Source organism: Bradyrhizobium sp. USDA 3311 (assembly GCF_054062495.1).
The window spans coordinates 9,284,929-9,300,193 of record NZ_JBSSFI010000001.1 but is presented as its reverse complement, the minus strand read 5'-3'; the positions used below and the strand labels follow the sequence as shown (position 1 = coordinate 9,300,193).

The 15,265-nt window shown below is 60.6% G+C and carries 13 protein-coding genes and 3 pseudogenes; 8 read left to right on the top strand and 8 right to left on the bottom strand.

All coding sequences use genetic code 11. The annotated features are described in order from the left end of the window. The first annotated feature begins 14 nt into the window (after positions 1 to 14). The gene (locus ACVWW6_RS44225) at positions 15 to 1,055 is read left to right on the top strand and encodes a pectinesterase family protein (RefSeq protein WP_161533411.1); all 1,041 of its coding nucleotides are present in this window, start codon (positions 15 to 17) and stop codon (positions 1,053 to 1,055) included. A gap of 759 nt (positions 1,056 to 1,814) precedes the next feature. On the opposite strand, the gene ACVWW6_RS44220 is transcribed toward ACVWW6_RS44225, so the two are convergent. Further along, complete coding sequence (locus ACVWW6_RS44220) at positions 1,815 to 3,641, bottom strand: NEL-type E3 ubiquitin ligase domain-containing protein (protein WP_456682989.1); 1,827 nt, start codon at positions 3,639 to 3,641, stop codon at positions 1,815 to 1,817. Between the two features lie 908 nt (positions 3,642 to 4,549). Here ACVWW6_RS44220 and nopM point away from each other — a divergent pair. Next, positions 4,550 to 6,295, top strand: coding sequence for a T3SS effector NEL-type E3 ubiquitin ligase NopM (nopM, locus tag ACVWW6_RS44215; protein WP_456682988.1), 1,746 nt, complete (start codon positions 4,550 to 4,552; stop codon positions 6,293 to 6,295). Between the two features lie 306 nt (positions 6,296 to 6,601). Here the strand turns inward: nopM and ACVWW6_RS44210 are convergent, their stop codons facing one another. Both ACVWW6_RS44210 and ACVWW6_RS44205 read right to left on the bottom strand, forming a co-directional pair. Then, positions 6,602 to 7,189 carry a GNAT family N-acetyltransferase gene (locus tag ACVWW6_RS44210; RefSeq protein ID WP_456682987.1) on the bottom strand — a complete coding sequence of 196 codons (588 nt, stop codon included), beginning with the start codon at positions 7,187 to 7,189 and terminating at the stop codon, positions 6,602 to 6,604. A 253-nt stretch (positions 7,190 to 7,442) separates the two neighbouring features. Further along, positions 7,443 to 7,560: pseudogene (locus ACVWW6_RS44205) on the bottom strand (IS6 family transposase); the annotation flags it as partial. Here ACVWW6_RS44205 and ACVWW6_RS44200 point away from each other — a divergent pair. Continuing rightward, positions 7,556 to 7,901 (top strand): annotated as a pseudogene (locus tag ACVWW6_RS44200) (DDE-type integrase/transposase/recombinase); the annotation flags it as partial. The pseudogenes ACVWW6_RS44205 and ACVWW6_RS44200 sit on opposite strands and share 5 nt — an antisense overlap. 75 nt (positions 7,902 to 7,976) lie before the next feature. Here ACVWW6_RS44200 and ACVWW6_RS44195 read toward each other — a convergent pair. From ACVWW6_RS44195 to ACVWW6_RS44185, 3 genes and pseudogenes are all read right to left on the bottom strand, one after another. Beyond that, on the bottom strand, positions 7,977 to 9,485 hold the full coding sequence (locus ACVWW6_RS44195; protein WP_456683248.1) for an ISL3 family transposase: 1,509 nt from the start codon (positions 9,483 to 9,485) through the stop codon (positions 7,977 to 7,979). Between the two features lie 264 nt (positions 9,486 to 9,749). Beyond that, a complete protein-coding gene (locus ACVWW6_RS44190; RefSeq protein WP_456683247.1) occupies positions 9,750 to 10,352 on the bottom strand; it encodes a nucleotidyl transferase AbiEii/AbiGii toxin family protein in 603 nt (200 codons plus the stop codon). After that, positions 10,350 to 10,690: pseudogene (locus tag ACVWW6_RS44185) on the bottom strand (recombinase family protein); the annotation flags it as partial. The pseudogene ACVWW6_RS44185 and the gene ACVWW6_RS44190, both read right to left, overlap by 3 nt. Positions 10,691 to 10,783: 93 nt before the next feature. Here ACVWW6_RS44185 and tnpA point away from each other — a divergent pair. The 3 genes from tnpA to tnpC all read left to right on the top strand — a co-directional run bounded on the left by tnpA (position 10,784) and on the right by tnpC (position 13,259). Then, positions 10,784 to 11,230: an IS66-like element accessory protein TnpA gene (gene tnpA, locus ACVWW6_RS44180; protein WP_060908461.1), complete on the top strand. Its 447-nt coding sequence runs from the start codon at positions 10,784 to 10,786 to the stop codon at positions 11,228 to 11,230. Continuing rightward, entirely contained in the window at positions 11,227 to 11,577 is a 351-nt protein-coding gene (gene tnpB / locus ACVWW6_RS44175) for an IS66 family insertion sequence element accessory protein TnpB (RefSeq protein ID WP_038379303.1), read from the top strand. Before tnpA ends, tnpB begins: the two co-directional genes overlap by 4 nt. A 95-nt stretch (positions 11,578 to 11,672) precedes the next feature. Further along, entirely contained in the window at positions 11,673 to 13,259 is a 1,587-nt protein-coding gene (gene tnpC / locus ACVWW6_RS44170; protein WP_371740533.1) for an IS66 family transposase, read from the top strand. On the opposite strand, the gene ACVWW6_RS44165 is transcribed toward tnpC, so the two are convergent. Both ACVWW6_RS44165 and ACVWW6_RS44160 read right to left on the bottom strand, forming a co-directional pair. Further along, entirely contained in the window at positions 13,260 to 13,697 is a 438-nt protein-coding gene (locus tag ACVWW6_RS44165; RefSeq protein ID WP_060908463.1) for a hypothetical protein, read from the bottom strand. A 62-nt stretch (positions 13,698 to 13,759) separates the two neighbouring features. Continuing rightward, positions 13,760 to 13,960, bottom strand: a complete 201-nt coding sequence (locus tag ACVWW6_RS44160; RefSeq protein ID WP_456682986.1) for a recombinase family protein — start codon at positions 13,958 to 13,960, stop codon at positions 13,760 to 13,762. 525 nt (positions 13,961 to 14,485) lie between these two features. Between ACVWW6_RS44160 and ACVWW6_RS44155 the strand changes: the two genes are divergently transcribed. Both ACVWW6_RS44155 and ACVWW6_RS44150 read left to right on the top strand, forming a co-directional pair. Next, entirely contained in the window at positions 14,486 to 14,788 is a 303-nt protein-coding gene (locus ACVWW6_RS44155) for a hypothetical protein (RefSeq protein ID WP_028343822.1), read from the top strand. Then, the gene (locus ACVWW6_RS44150) at positions 14,785 to 15,234 is read left to right on the top strand and encodes a type II toxin-antitoxin system VapC family toxin (RefSeq protein ID WP_161533414.1); all 450 of its coding nucleotides are present in this window, start codon (positions 14,785 to 14,787) and stop codon (positions 15,232 to 15,234) included. Before ACVWW6_RS44155 ends, ACVWW6_RS44150 begins: the two co-directional genes overlap by 4 nt. The last annotated feature ends 31 nt before the right edge of the window (positions 15,235 to 15,265 follow it).

The following is a 15,265-nucleotide window of genomic DNA, read 5'->3' as shown; positions in this document are numbered from 1 at the left end:
AAGTGTAAAATCACATGCGAATTTTCGTGCCGTCTGCTGCGCTTCTGGCAGGCTGTTACTGCATCCCGGCAGCGTACGCTCAGCCCCTATTGGTGTCGCATGCCGGAAATGCAGACTATCACTCCGTGCAGCAAGCCATCGACGCATTGCCGGCGGAAGGCGGAAATGTCCGGATTGCGCCGGGCATCTATCGCGAGAAGGTCAAAATCTCCAAATCCGGTATTCATATCGAAGGGACTGGCAGGAAGCCCGAGGATACGGTCATTGTGTATGGCGACGGCGCGATTAATGCAGGAGGAACCGCCCGTTCGGCCACGCTGGATGCCGCTGGCGACGACTTCCGGCTCGAGAATCTGACCATCCAGAACGACTACGCCCTCAATCCGGCCAATCCACCCGCGCAGGCGGTAGCGCTGTCCATTACCGGAGACAGGGACGTCGTTGCGCGCGTCCGCCTGCTCGGCGCCCAGGATACGCTGTTTGCCGGCAAGGGGCCGAACGGCCGAATGTCACGACAATACTTCTCGAACTGCTACATCGAAGGGCATGTCGATTTCATATTTGGCAACGCCAAGGCCTGGTTCCGTAAATGTGAGTTGCACGGTATCGCCAATCAAGCGGTCATCTATACCGCTCAGGGCAAGGCAGCGCCGGATGAGGACAGTGGCTATGTTTTTGATCATTGCAGGCTAAGTGCCGACCCTGCCGCGCGCTATATCGCGCTTGGCCGCCCCTGGCGTCCCTACGCCACAGTGGTCTTCCTGTCGACAAAGGTAGATGCGCAGGTGATTGCGGAAGGCTGGCGCGAATGGGTTCCGGGCGAGACCAACAAGTTGAGCACGAGCTATTATGCCGAATATAGATCCTTCGGCGCCGGGGCTAACCCCTCAGGCCGCGAGCCTCACTCCCATCAACTGACACATGGCGAAGCTGCGAGATGGTCGCTGAGAGTGTTCTTCGGGGGCGCCACAGATTGGCTGCCAACAAACCATCTGGATGGAAGACAGAGCAACGTTCACGGTGAAGGGCTTCGACGGCGATCCTCGGAGGAATGACCGAAGGAGAGCCTGATTGTGATGGAAGTCTTGTGCAGCAACCCAACAGCCGCGGGGGTGCGGCGTGGCAGCGCCGGCTCTTGCTGCATGTTCAGATGAGCTCGTTACGGTCTCGATTGCTCGCTGCGAATTCCTGCCGTTCGTTAGCTTTCTAAACTGACAGCCACGGGCCGTCCGGTGCGACGATCTCATTGGTGGGCTGTCCCCACATTGCTCCAGCTCGCAGTTCATCTTGTCCGCTTTGGCGCATCGGCATCGGAAAGCTCCACGGACTGTCACGTCAGCGCCGTCGTCATCGGTCGAGAACGGCTGATTTGCTTGTTTCGGCGCCCTGCGCAGATCTCCGAAGAACGAAGTGGGCTGATGCTTCAGGGCTATCGTTGTCCGGCCGGTGATAGTCAGGCTCCTCGTAGCTCAGCAAGCAGCCGTATCCTCAATTAGCCAATACGCGCGTGCAAGTACGGTGGAATCTGACGTTCTTCCATGCCGACTCTGAAGCCGTACAAACGCATGTATCGGCTCTTCCGTCAATTCGCCCGCATCCATGCGGCCCTCGATAGCAGCCGACGAGATCCCCATGATCGCCAGATTGGCCATCGTCGCTTGGGGAAAACACCCGCTGCATGAGTCGAGCCATGCCGGTTTCTAGATCGGCGCTCCGCGCACTCGCTGCGCATCACGCGAAGGTTCTCGGCCACCAACCGGCGCACGAGAGGGAAACGCAGCGGGAATTAACAGCCTCCTGCAGCAAAGGCGGCTTCACAGGTTGAGGCCGTGATCATTGAACACCTTGTCTCTTAGAGCGCCCTTGATCTCGCGGGCGATTTCCTTGCGGATCCCGGGTCCTAACTCACGCTTGGCATCGTCAACGAGGTCGGATTCAGCGCCGCTTAGGCCCTTGTTGGCGAGCTCTTGCGTCAGCCGCCTGTCGAACTCCTCACCCATTGCATCGATGAGTTGGTCCTGCATCGTAGCATGGTCTTCAGGTGCAATGCGGCGCACCACATCGTCCCAAGGTTGCCAGTCCGTCGCCAAATAGTCGGCGAATTCCGCCGCCTCCTTGTTCCGCACGGATACTTCCGCAATGTCGACGTCAGCGTCGGTGACGTGGGAGACCTCAAAGAAGCGCATGTCCGGCGCGATGTGCTGCAGGCCCAGCCGCTCGCGCAGCTTGGCCTGATAAGCAAGAAAGACCTCAATGGCGTCGATGTCTTCGGTGTTGTAGAGCGAGCCCAGCGAGAGAGCCTTCTCCCGCGCAATCCCCTCCAGCGCGTCCAGGCGGAACATGACGCGCCCCAGATCGACGAGATCGGGAAGCCGTGCCTTGTTGTCATAGACGCCGTTCTCGACGTCTGCGATAAGGCGTGCGGTTTGCATGCCGTTCCAAGTCAAAGTTCTGCGATCCTCACAGCCGTGGTTGGCGTCCAGGGCCAGTTGAAAGTACTGCGCACGCAATTGCGGGTTTTTTGCCGCCTGTCGCAGATCATTGGCCACCGACTGCCGGAATTCTTCATTGCTAGAGTTGACGGAGTCGAACAGCTTGCCGAGAAAAAGCGCGTACTCCCGGGCGCCCGGCTCTTCTGCACTGCTTTGCCAAGCGGCCAGCACCTCTCGATCGCCCTCCTTTGGATTGCCCCTGAGCCAGTCTGCGACCGTTTCAGTGAGAGCATCGGCCTGTCCATCGTCTGTCCCGGACAGTTCACTTTCGTCCTCGCGCGAAAGGTGGACGGCCGGACCGACATAGCCCTCGGCGCTTAAGACTGTATCCAGGTTCGTCAGCACCTGCTCGGGCAGCGGATTTTCAGTCAGAACTATGCTGGTACCAGCGCCCAGCTGCGTCAGCAGGTCCTCGGGCAGACTGGTCAACTGGTTTTCGCTGACATCGAGAAACTGGAGCGAAGCAGGGAGGGTCGCCGGCAGTCCCGTCAATCGGTTTTCGCTGAGGTCGAGAAACTGGAGCGTGGCAGGAAGGACCTCCGGCAGACTCGTCAACTGATTGTGGCCGGCGTGGAGAAACCGCAGCGAAGCAGGGAGGACCTCGGGCAGATTCGGCAACTGATTGTGGCTGAGGTCGAGAAACTGGAGCGCAGCTGGTAGGGCCCCAGGCAAGCTTCTCAGCCGGTTGGAACTCGCGGCGAGGCCTCTGAGCTCGGTCGGAAGCGCGGGCAGGCCGGTCAGCTGATTGCCCCTAACGTCGAGTCGCTGGAGCGAAGCAGGAAGGCTATCGGGCAGAGTGGTAAGCCGATTGAAGGGCACATCGAGCACGACGATACCTGTCGGAAGTCTAGGCAGGCTAGTAAGAGACAGCGACTCGAGATCCACTCTTGTGGCCTCACCCCGAGCATTCAGTCGCCTTACCGCCTCTTCACGATCCTCGAGCGGACCCACCTCCGGTTCTGCAGCCCAATGCTCAAGCACCTCGTTCTCGTCTCCCTCCGCATGGGCTGAATCCGCCGAGTTTGCTGCATAGCTTGTTACGACTCCGTCCCACTGCGCCGTAGCCCCGCTTCCCGGGTCCTCTTGTTCGGAGGACCCGGAAGGGATCACATCGCCGCGCTGAATCTGTTCTGCCTGAAAACGATCCATTGAACCTCCTTACGAGACTGAGCAGGCTCAGTCCACGACGATACGTTGTAGGCCTAAGACACTTAGCTTTCGATAAGCTGACAAGAGCTATCGCCGGAAAAGGGGCAACGATGGCATCGAAGCCGGCATATCTGTCGGAGCACTGACTCGATGATGGCTGAGGGCGATTTTTCTTCCGCCTCCACGTTACCGCGGATAACCAAGGCAGGAGCGCCTTAGGCATAGAGCCCAGCGCGGCTGGCGCCTCATCTCAACCGCGGCCAGTGGAGCCTTCGGCCGAGTACGTGGCAACGAAAAGTGGCAGGCGCTCCGAACGCCAAAGCGCTGGCGGTGTCCTATGCCAAGGCAATCCGTGCCAAGCTGGTCTTTGCGAAGCTTGACCGGTTCAACCTCAAACCGGCTTGCTTCGATCACCTCTGGCAACCGAGCGACCTGGGGCTGCAGCGACACTCGTCAACTGATCAAACGTTGGTCAGAGCCTAGATTCCGGCAGGTACCCAATTGACTATCATCGGAACGCGCCACCTCCCCATGCGCCTCGGATTATCTCATCACGACGACCTGCATCGGCGAGAAGTTCATCCTGCCCGCGTTCACCTTCAACTATCGTGTTGTCTGGATGACGAGTCTCCCCACGCGCTGCAGCGACACTCGTCAGCTGATCGACAGGTAGGCCTGCTAAGGGCAGAACGCTGCCACGTTGACAGTCCTCCGGGACTTATCTGGTCAACGAAATGGCAGGAAGCCTCGCAGCAGTATCGATCAGTTTGCCGCGTGTGACCCTGTGCCGGCTCGAGTCGGGCGGGAGCCGCAGCGCACGTGCGCTGGCTCTCGAATGATCATGACAACCCGCCTGCTTCGCGACCTGGAGAAGCGGGGGTATTCTTGTTCTGACGATGGAGAAATTGATGAACACAGGACAGGCACAGTGGAGTGCAGGTTCTTCCTCGGCCGCTTCTGAGGCGGGGGAGCAGGAAAGTTACCTCAGCGGCTTCAGCCGAGCCGTGGCGGATTTGGTCGAAGCCATGACAGGATATCGGACCCCGGCCTCCGCGCGCGCGCAGATCCTGGACAACTGGGTTACCGAAGAGGGGCAGGGCGAAGCCGAGAATCGGCGACAGGGGCGCACACGAATTAGGGGGGCAGACAACACGGGCTCGCACTCGCTGGATTTGTCCTCCCTCTCCCTGACCGCTTTGCCCGCCGCCCTGCCGCCAAGATTGCTGGAACTGCGCGCCAGGCACAACGAGCTAAGCAGCCTGCCCGCTAGCTTCCCACCCGGTCTTCAGCATCTTCTCATTAGCCATAACCGGTTGACCAGTTTGCCGGAAGCTCTTCCGGCGACCCTCTCTCGGCTGGAGGTGGCCGATAACGGCTTGATCAGTCTGCCGGCCAACCTTCCGGCTGGGCTCGAGATCCTGAACGCAAGCGACAACCGACTAACTAGCCTGCCGGACGCGCTCCCGAGCAGGCTCACCTCGCTCGCGGTGAGTGGCAATCAGCTGACCGATCTCCCCAACTCCCTCCCATCGGGGCTCATTGAACTCGATGTCAGCAGCAATCAATTGGCCAACCTCCCTGCCCCCCTTCCGAGCACGCTCCAATCGCTCAATCTCAGCGGTAACCGGCTGACCAGCCTGCCTGAGGATCTTCTTGAGGGTCTGGTACCGAATCTTAGTTTCAGCTACCCGCATTTGGAGAACCTCGAGTTCGGGGATAACCCGCTGCCGGACGACGTCCTCGCTAATCTGGCGGCGGCTGAAGCGCCACCGCAGCTTGCGCAGCAATCTCTATATGAGGCTGCCGCGCACTGGCTCGCAGACGACCCGGCGACGCTGGCCGAATGGCAGCACTTTGCGGATGAGCCAGGCGCCCAGGACTACGCGCAGTTCCTGGAGAGGCTACGAGGAACCGTGAATTACGGCAATGACGAGTTTCGGCAGAGAGTGGCTGATGATCTGCGGCAGGCGGCGGCCAATCCGAGATTGCGCAAGCAGTTTTTTGCACAGGCTTCCGAGGCCAACCTGAGCTGCGAGGATCGAGTTACCTTGCACTGGAACGGTATGCAGACCGCGCGCCTCAACGCTGACGTCGAGGACGGCGTCTATGACGATCGTCTTGGCGAACTGATCCAGCGCGGCCGTGTTGCGTTCCGCTTGGAGGCGCTTGACGAGATCGCGCGCGACAGGGTCAACTCGCTCCTCAGCGTCTACCCGGACCTAGACGAGATCGAAGTCTACCTGGCCTATCAACATCGGCTGCGCGAGCCGCTCGAGCTGAGTCACCTCGCCCCTAACATGCAATACCTGGCGGTCTCTCGTGTAAGCGAGGATGATGCGACGGAGGCGCTGGACCTGGTCCGGGCGCGGGAAGCGACCCAATTCACCGACTATATGGCAACCCGCTGGCAACCTTGGGAGACGGTGCTGAGGCGCATCGCACCGGACGAACATGCAGCGATGCAGGACCGGCTCGTCGAAGCCATGGGCGAAGAGTTTCAAAGCCGTCTGGATCGGCGACTGGCCGAACATGTTCTGGTAGGCGACGTCGATGCCGAGCGGGTGCTCGGAGCCCAAGTTCGAAACCAAATCGCAGGCGAGATCAAAGGCGAGGTCATGCACCGGCTGCTCGCAGAGCGCGGCCTAGAACAATGAGACTTCTCAAGAGTCCCGCAGGGATATTTTTCATTGCTCTGTGGGGCTGCCTCAAGATCATCCTGAGCGCTCCCAAGCCGTTGACCAGATGTGTCTCGATCAGCCTGCTGTCTTTCTCATTTAGGCGATCAGGCTTGTCGAACAGCGTCAGCGGAATGGTAGCTTTCCCGACATCATGGAGCATCGCCGCGAGCCCAAGTCGCCCCACTGCTTGCTAGCGAAATCAGCGCCGCCGCAGACAACACGTAAGCAGTGCTGAAAAGCGGCCCTCGTGAGCCAATGCGAACACAGGCTTTGAATTTCGCTTTATTTGGCTGCTCGCAACATTGGCGTGAGCGGCGGCGAAGAACCATGTTGTATTTTGCCAATGACCTCGAAGCCGTGGTTTTTGTAAAAGGGAATGTGCTCGGGATTCGAGCTTTCCAGATAGGCGGTAATGCCCTGCTGATCGCATCGTTGAAGAGCGTATTTCATCAGCAATGTACCAAGTCCTTGCCGGACCCAGTTCGGATCGGCCGCGATGAGAGGCAGGTACCAATGCGGCTCGGGCGGATGATGTTCAGCCATTTCCTGCCGCAGGAGCGCCATATCTCCGGTGATCTCTGGGTTCAGGGACTGCGCCATTAGTTCGTCTAACGCGGACTCGTCTTGCTGCACGCCAGGCGGCAGCCACAGGGCTGCGGCGCGGATTCCTCCCGTGACGTATGCTGTGCCGTGCTCGAATGCTGGTCCACCAGAGGCGTCAACGAACCGAGGCATGCTCCGAAGATATTGGCTTGCGTCAGGCCAACTCCACCGCATCAATGGATCGGCGGCAAAGCCGAGCACAATTGTCCAGACGGTGCTTGTTCGAATGTTTGCATTCGCACATTTAATATCCGACTCCGCGGGCATAATGTGGGTTCCAAAATCTCTGTCTACCTGTCAGAGTTACGTGGCACGACAAAAAGAAGACGTGGCCGATCAACAGACTCCTGATATCAACCGGCTGGACTTGGGTTCCGCCCGCTGATGGCTATGTTGCGTAACGGCTCAGAAAAGATCCATAGTCCGACACCGGCTCGCCGTGCTCAGCTTCCGGAGCGCTTTTGTTTTCATTGGAGCAATCGCTGTGCCATACCGAATGTCGAGCCACGGCATCGTCAATTTAACTGACCGCTGAACTGAAGGAGGCGATTCTCAAAGGTTCGAGAGTCGGCGATAGCGCTTGTCATGGAGATGTCGCGCCAAGTCGAAAAGGCTGGCTCGTGCCAAGCACGCGTGAACTATGAAACTGGGCGCCCGTGGGGACCCAAATTCGGCGTGGCGTTCTCCGATCGGATTCGCCAGCGCGCTGCCGCTCGCCGTGACAAATGGCATCTGGACGAGATCGTTATCTCGATCCCGGGCGAACAACATTGGCTCTGGCGCGCTGTTGACCAGAATGGCTTCGTTCCCGACGTCTTGATCCAGCGCCGAAGAGACTCGCGCGGTGCTCAGCGGCTCATGAAGAAGCTCTTGAAATCCGCCGGCACGGTGCCGCATGACGATCACGGACAAGCGTTCGTACGGCGCTGCGGGGGCGAAGATGGCCTTTTACGTTGAACATCGCCAGCACAAAGCTCTCATATAGCGCGACAATCAGGGGTTCTTCCGCATATTTGGTGCAGCAGCTGGGGTTGGATAGGTTGGGCGGTCGTTCTCAGGCAGCCAGAAGGACGCGTCGACGCAATAGCGGATAGCTTGCCCGGCCATACATTTGTCGTTTGATGGCTTTGATCCTGCTGATCTGGCCTTCGACCGGACTGGTTGTCCAGGGGGTTGTTATTGCCGCTCGGACCGCGTCGATGTCGCGCGCGATGCCGTTGGCGAAGCTCTTGAGCTCGCTGGTGGCTGCTTGTGCGATCCATTTATCGAGCTCGGCGATGTCGCTGCCTCTGAGAAGAGACACAAACCGCTTCGCTAGCTCTGCTGTCGTGGCGAGTTCCGGAGCTCGCGCAAACAAGTGACCGAGGAACAGCCTGGCGTCAGCATCGATCTGATCCAGATCCCGACTCAAATACCAAGCACAGCGACGACGCGAGGGAGCTTTCCAGGTTGGGTGCGGTTGTGCTGCTCCTCCGGAGCCTGCATGGGCACGCCTGTCAGCGGCCCATCGCGCGACGGTCACCCGACTTCCAGTATAACCCTGTTGCTGAAGCTCGCGCCAAAGCTGCTGGCCCCCCTGGCAGCCGGAGGCCCACCGCGCTTCGAGCCATGCCGAGAAGGGCGCGAGAAGATGTGAAGGTCTGTGAGGACGCGAATGCTCTGGTTCGCCGCCAGCGGCCAGCCAGCGCTGAACCGTGCGCCTGTCGACGCCGAGCAGTTGGGCGATCCCAGATGTCGGGCAACCTTGCTCGCGTAGGCGACAGATTTCATCCCAGCGTTCGCGTCGTGCAGCCTTTTGATCCGCCCGCAATTGTGCAAGGCCGGGCGGGAGCGTGGAACTGCCAGTCTTCGGTCGTTGCACGGACGCCATGATTTGCACGGCGGCGGCTACGTTGTGACGATGGCGGCCGACAGCGTGGCGCAGGGCCTCACCCAGACTGTTGAGCAGGTGCCAGCGGTCCGCCACCTGCACCGCGTCGGGCGCGCCGCAGCGTGCGCCATCAGCATAAAGGCCCGCACGGTCGCGGGCTACGACCTTGATGCCCGGCCAGCGCTTCAGCCAGCGCGCAACACTGTCGGCATTACGATCGGGAAGCAGGTCAAGCACGCAATTGCGCTCCAGATCGCAGATGATCGTTCCATATCGCTGGCCACGACGCCAAGCCCAATCGTCGATGCCGACGACGGTCGGGGCCACGAAATCCGGCAAGGGAGCCGAGTGAACCATTCGGAGCAAGGTGTCGCCGCTGACCGGCATGGCCAGTTTGCGCGACAGGCGCGAGCCGGGCTCTCCGCCGACCGCAAAGCCGATCGCCAGTTGGCTCTCGCCGAGACGGGTTGTGCGTCTTGCTTTCGGCCGCACCGTTGCCGGTAGCCGCTCGGTGAATATCTGACGCGAGCATTGCGGATTCGCGCATCGAAAGCGTCGCGCCTGAAGCCGGATTTCGACCACTCGACCTTGCCATGGCAGATCGGCTAAGCGTCGCACGTAATGGCTGTGGACGCGACCCGTCTGGCAGCCGCAACAGGGACAGAGCGAGACCGCTGACTTCGGCCGAGCCACGAGCACCACCCTGTCCGTCTGGGGAAGGATCTGGACAATCGAAAGCTCGGGAGAAGTCAGCGAGCGGAAGGCATGGAGCAAGGCGAATCACGAGCGTCGACTGCGATTCCAACCTTATGCCCTTATTCGCACCGTCCGTGAATCCCGCACCTTGCACCAAATATGCGGAAGAACCCCTGATTGTCGCCGGAGTCTCACCTTGATCGCCGCCGTGCAGTGGCCGGAGCAGCAAAGGCGATTGATGCACTGGGGCGAGTCATTGGGTCAGGTGCTGGCCAGCTCAGGTGTTTCGAACTTCTTCGCCATGGCGGGCGTCTCCGCCCAGGCGTGACCGGGGATACGTTTTACGAACTCGCTAAAGACAGTAACGAACGCGGCCCGCTCGGCTTCGGCATCAAAATCCTCGGCGTCATCCGCGGCAAGTAGCGGGCGCACATCTGCCAAAAACGATGGATCTTCCAGCTTCGCCCACATGCGTTCCTCGGCCTCGGCGCGAGAAATGGCTTGGCTGGAAGCACCTAGATATTTGCCAAACAGCTCCACGATGCGTGCTGCGTCCAATCCGTCGAACAACGCAACAGCTTTCGCAAGGTCGACGAGGTCCCGGCCCTTGTCGCGTTGGAGAAGCGCGCGGAGCTTCGTTGCAAGGATTTCCTCCCGGCTGAATGATGCAATGTCCGCCTTGTCATTGAACCAGGGATTCTTAATCTCGAACGGAAACGACTTTGCTCCGTCATAAGCAATGCGCTCTCGTGTGGCTATCTCGACTTTGACGCGGATCGGCTGCGAGGCGTTTTCATCTTCGGGCTCGATGGTGAAAGTGAGTCGAGGCCCTATCTCTCCGAGGTCGCAATGCGCTCGGCCCAATTCATACCCAAAGCAGAGCCCACCACCGGACTTGCCATCCGAGACGCGGCCGCGCAGCCCGCGGCGCGTCTTGTCGGCGAGATCCTTCAGGAAGAGGGCGTTCATCGTGCCCCGGAGACCGACGTGCAGATGCGTCACGTCACCCTCCGACAGCGTAACGATACGCACACTGCCGAAAGCCATACGCTTGAACAGTCCAGCGATATCCTCCCGATCGCGGCTCAGACGATCCATCGCCTCTGCGAGCACGACGACGAATTTGCCGCGCATCGCACGCTGATCAGTTCCTGAATGCCGGGACGCAACAGCGACGCGCCAGAGATTGCGCGATCGGTATAGCGTGAGCGTCATCTGGCGACCACGCACTGAGGGTTGATCTAGTCGGCTAGGAAGATCTCGTGGAGAGGTTTGTCACGAGGTCACCGGTCACCATGTCAAGAGCGAGTTGTAAGGATGGCGATAAGGATAGGCATACGCCTATCCTTGAGGACGGCTCCGACACGCTGCGGCGCGTCGAGATCATCACGGGGACCGGCCGACGACGGCGCTGGTCGACCGATGCGAAAGCGGCGATTGTCGCGGAGAGTTTTGCGCCGGGTGCAAGCGCTTCCGGGGTGGCGCGGCGACACGACATCAGCCCGAGCCTGTTGTTTCTTTGGCGTCGTCAGACAACGCGGGCGAAGCTCGAGGAGCATGGAGGCATGCCATCAGGCTTTGTGCCGGTCGCAATCACCGACTGTGGAGGCAAATTGCCGCTATGCGAGGAGCAGGGAGCGATTGAGATCGAGGTCGGCGCAGTTCGCATCCGTGTCATGGGAACGGTCGACCGGCGAGCACTCTGCGAGGTGCTTGCGGCAGTCGGGACGGTCGGCCGATGATCGGGCCCCGCGCTGGGTTATCGATCTGGATCGCGACGCAGCCGGTCGATTTCCGTCGCGGCATGGACTCGCTGGCGATGCTGGTAAGCGAGGCGTTTGGAGCCGATCCGTTCGACGGCGGGCTGTGGGTGTTTCGATCCAAGCGCCGAGATCGCGTGAAGATCCTGACCTGGGACGGAAGTGGCCTTGTTCTCTACTACAAGAGAATCGAAGGGCAGTTCAGCTGGCCTCCGATCAAGGAAGGCGTCATGCCGCTATCTCATGCTCAGCTCTCGGTGCTGCTCGACGGCTCGGACTGGAAGCGTGTGCCGATGCGGGTTGTGGATCAACCAACACGAGCTGGTTGATCATCATCAAGAGTAGTTCGTCATTCATGCAGAGCTGTAGTAGAACGCGCTGCATGATTGATTTGCCTTCCGATCGAGCATTGCTCCAGCAAGCCGTGACGGCACTGTCGTCACGGCTTGCCGTGGTGTCGGCGGAATGCAGCACGCTGGCGGCCGAGCGTGATGTGGCGATCGCCCAACGCGATGCTGCAGTCCAGGAGAACGACAAGCTCCTGATGATCCTGTCCCAGTACAAGCGCACGATCTTTGGTCCCCGCTCCGAGACACTGGATCCCGGACAGCTGTCTCTCTTCACCATCACGGCGCAGGCGGCAGGTGCCGCCGCCAACGACGACGGGACCGGAGGCAGGCTGCCTGATGGAGCGGAAGGCCGTAGCAAGCGACCGGCGCGACGCAACCGGGGGAGGCTTCCGGAGCATTTGCCGCGCATCGACGTCGTGATCGATATCGAGAGCCACATCTGCCCCTGCTGCGGCGAGCGGCTGCACAAGATCGGGGAGACCGTCAAGGAAGCCTTCGACGTCATTCCGATGCAGTACCAGGTCAAGCGCATTGTGCGTCCGCGCTACGGCTGCCGGGGATGCCGCCAGGGTGTGCTGCAGGCACCGGCGCCGGCCCAGGCGATCGACGGCGGGATGGTGACGGAAGCCTTGCTGGCCCACATCGCGGTGATGAAATACGGCTACCAGCTGCCGCTGTATCGGCAGGAACAGATGTTCGCCGCGCAAGGCATCACGCTTGACCGGCAGACGCTGGCCTCATGGATGGGCCGCGCCGCCTGGTGGCTGAAGCCGCTTCACACGCTGTTGCGCGACACAGTGATGTCCTACCCGCGGCTGTTTGCCGACGAGACGCCACTGCCGGTTCTCGATCCCGGCCGTGGCAGAACCAAAGTCTGCCAGTTCTGGGCGATCGCCACCGATGACCGTCCGTGGGGCGGCCCCGCGCCGCCGGCGGTGGTCTACATGTTTGCCGAGGATCGCAAGGCGATCCGCGCCAAGCAGCTGTTCGGGGATTACCACGGCATCCTGCAGGTCGACGGCTATGCCGCCTACAAGGGCCTGATCAAGAACGGCGGCCGTCTGGTGCTGCTGGCGTTCTGCTTCGCGCATGCGCGGCGGAAGTTCTGGGACGTTCACGTCGCGACGAAGTCGCCGATTGCCGCGGAAGCGCTGCAACGGATCGCGATGTTCTACGCCATTGAGGATCGCATCCGCGGTCTGCCGGCGGCGCATCGGGCTGCGGTGCGGCAAACCGACACCAGGCCGCTGATCGAGGACTTCAAACCTTGGCTCGAGGCGCGACTGCTGGAAGTCTCGAAGAAGTCCGGTCTGGGCAAAGCCATCCGCTACACCCTCAACCATTGGGACGGCCTGACGCGCTTCATCGATGACGGACGCATTGAAATAGACAGCAATACGGTCGAGCGCAGCATCAAGCCGATAGGCCTGGGAAAGAAGAACTACTTGTTCGCCGGCAGTGAAGGCGGGGCCGAGACATGGGCCATTCTCGCCTCGCTCATCAACACGGCAAAGCTGCAAGACATCGACCCGCGACACTATCTGACCGATGTTCTCGAGCGCATCGTCTCCGGACGTACAAAGATCAATCAGCTGCACATGCTGTTGCCGTGGAATTGGAAGGCCGAGCGCGACAGTTCGCTGGCAAAGCTCGCCGCCTGATCAGTTCGACGGCAAGGACTCTGGAACTTCCTGCGCATCGCTGGTGTCGTCATAGATCTCCTCGCGGATCACGCGCAGCGTCATCTCGTGCAGATAAACTTGCAACGCCCTCTCCAGCTCGGTGAACTCCGGCAACAGAACTTTGTCGACGAAGCCTCGGGACGCACGGATCACCACCGTGTTGCGTCGTTGGCGGTGATAACGAAACGGCCGCAGCCCGTACCGGCGGCAAAGCGCCAAAAACAGGTGCCGCGACCATTGGTCAGGAAGTGAGAATTGCTGCTCGATCGGCGGATCGTGGCGAGCGAGCTCCGCGACCCGGGCACGCACCCGCTGTAGCGCAGCTTCCGCCGCAAGGCGCTCACCGGCAGTTCCGGCACCCGCGAACAACGCCTCGATCTTCCGAAGCTTCTCGCGCAGCTGCGATTCGCTGGTCATTCTGATCCCCGTTGCCCGCTCCGAACCGGGATCACCCCATCACCGCGCGCCGGCAGCGTCAATCATCCAGACCGCGCTATCCAGAGCATTCCGCGCAAGTCAAGCCCAGGCGCCAGTGATCCTCTCGTGACGCTCACGGTATAGCTATCGACGACCGTCCAGCCTTGCTTCTCGGCGTGCAGGCGGCACAGCCGCAACTGATCCTCGATTGAAGCGTCTCGCTGATTGTCTGATGAGTGGCGGGCGTAGAGCGCGACCTTCACGAGGCGACCTCCTTACTCCGGAAGGTGGTCCCGCGTCCGGCTATCAGTTTTGGCTCGAACGAAGTTCCGCGCGGCCTGTCGCGCCCGCAGTCGGACCAGATTGACGAGGCGTGGATCGGGTTTTGATGACGCAAGCGTAACCGGTTCGCGGGTCGCGTCGGCGACCACAAGAAGCCGTTCGGCTGTTGTACGTCTCGGTCGCGCCACGATCGCGTCCTTGTCCTAGCGCGGAATCCCCCGCTTCGCGACCATGATGCCCAGCAACAGCGCGTCGGCAAGGCAAACGAATTGGAGCGGATTCTGGCGGGTGGCAGCGCAGCGGCGGGACGCGGGGCGACCGTCGTCGTAGCCATAATATTTTTGTGATCGCCCCCTTGGAAGGGGCGTCTTGTCATGGTGGCACCCCCCGCGGCACCCATGCCTTTGAGGGGCCATCTTCATTTGGCGAGACCGATAACAATTCCACCAGCCTTGCACTCCAAAGAAAGTACGGTTATATATCTGGATATAGCACGGAGGGACGCGATGAGCAACAGTGCGCAGAAGAGAGCCCTCGAGAATTATCGTTCCCGCCTGACTAAGCGTGGCATCGCGCGGTTCGAGATCCAGGCGCTCGATGCCGACCGCGATCTGCTTCGATCCCTTGCCCGGAAATTGACGGAGGACGGTCCGGAAGCCGGGCAGCTTCGCCGGACCATACGGCAGGCAGTGGCGGGTGAGCCTCCAAAAGCGGGGGGGATTCTCGCCGCGCTGCGTCGCTCACCTATGGTCGGCGCAGACCTCGGCCTCAGCCGCCCGCGAGAAGAGGGGCGTAAAGTCGATCTGTGACGCGCTACCTCCTTGATACCAATATCATCAGCAACATCGTAAAGCCGGAGCCGTCGGACTCGCTTCTGGCTTGGATGGGTGCTCAGAAGGACGACGACCTCTTCATTGCTTCGCTTACCGTCGCCGAAATCCGCCGAGGCATCTTAGAGAAACCAAAGGGCAAGAAGCGCAATAGCCTTGAAACTTGGTTCGCGGGCCCCGAAGGTCCTCAAGCGCTGTTCGCTGGCCGCGTCCTGTCGTTCGACGAGAAAGCTGGCCTCGTGTGGGCGCGGCTGATGGCCAACGGCAAAGCCAAAGGCCGTTCGCGAAGCGCGCTAGACACAATCATTGCCGCTGTAGCCGAAGCCAACCAGTGCGTCGTCGTGACCGATAATGAAGAGGACTTCGAGGACATTCAGATCATCAACCCGCTCCGTAGCTCTGGAAGTCAGGAGGTAGGCAGGTGACGATAGCTCGGACGGTCGGGCCGATTCACTT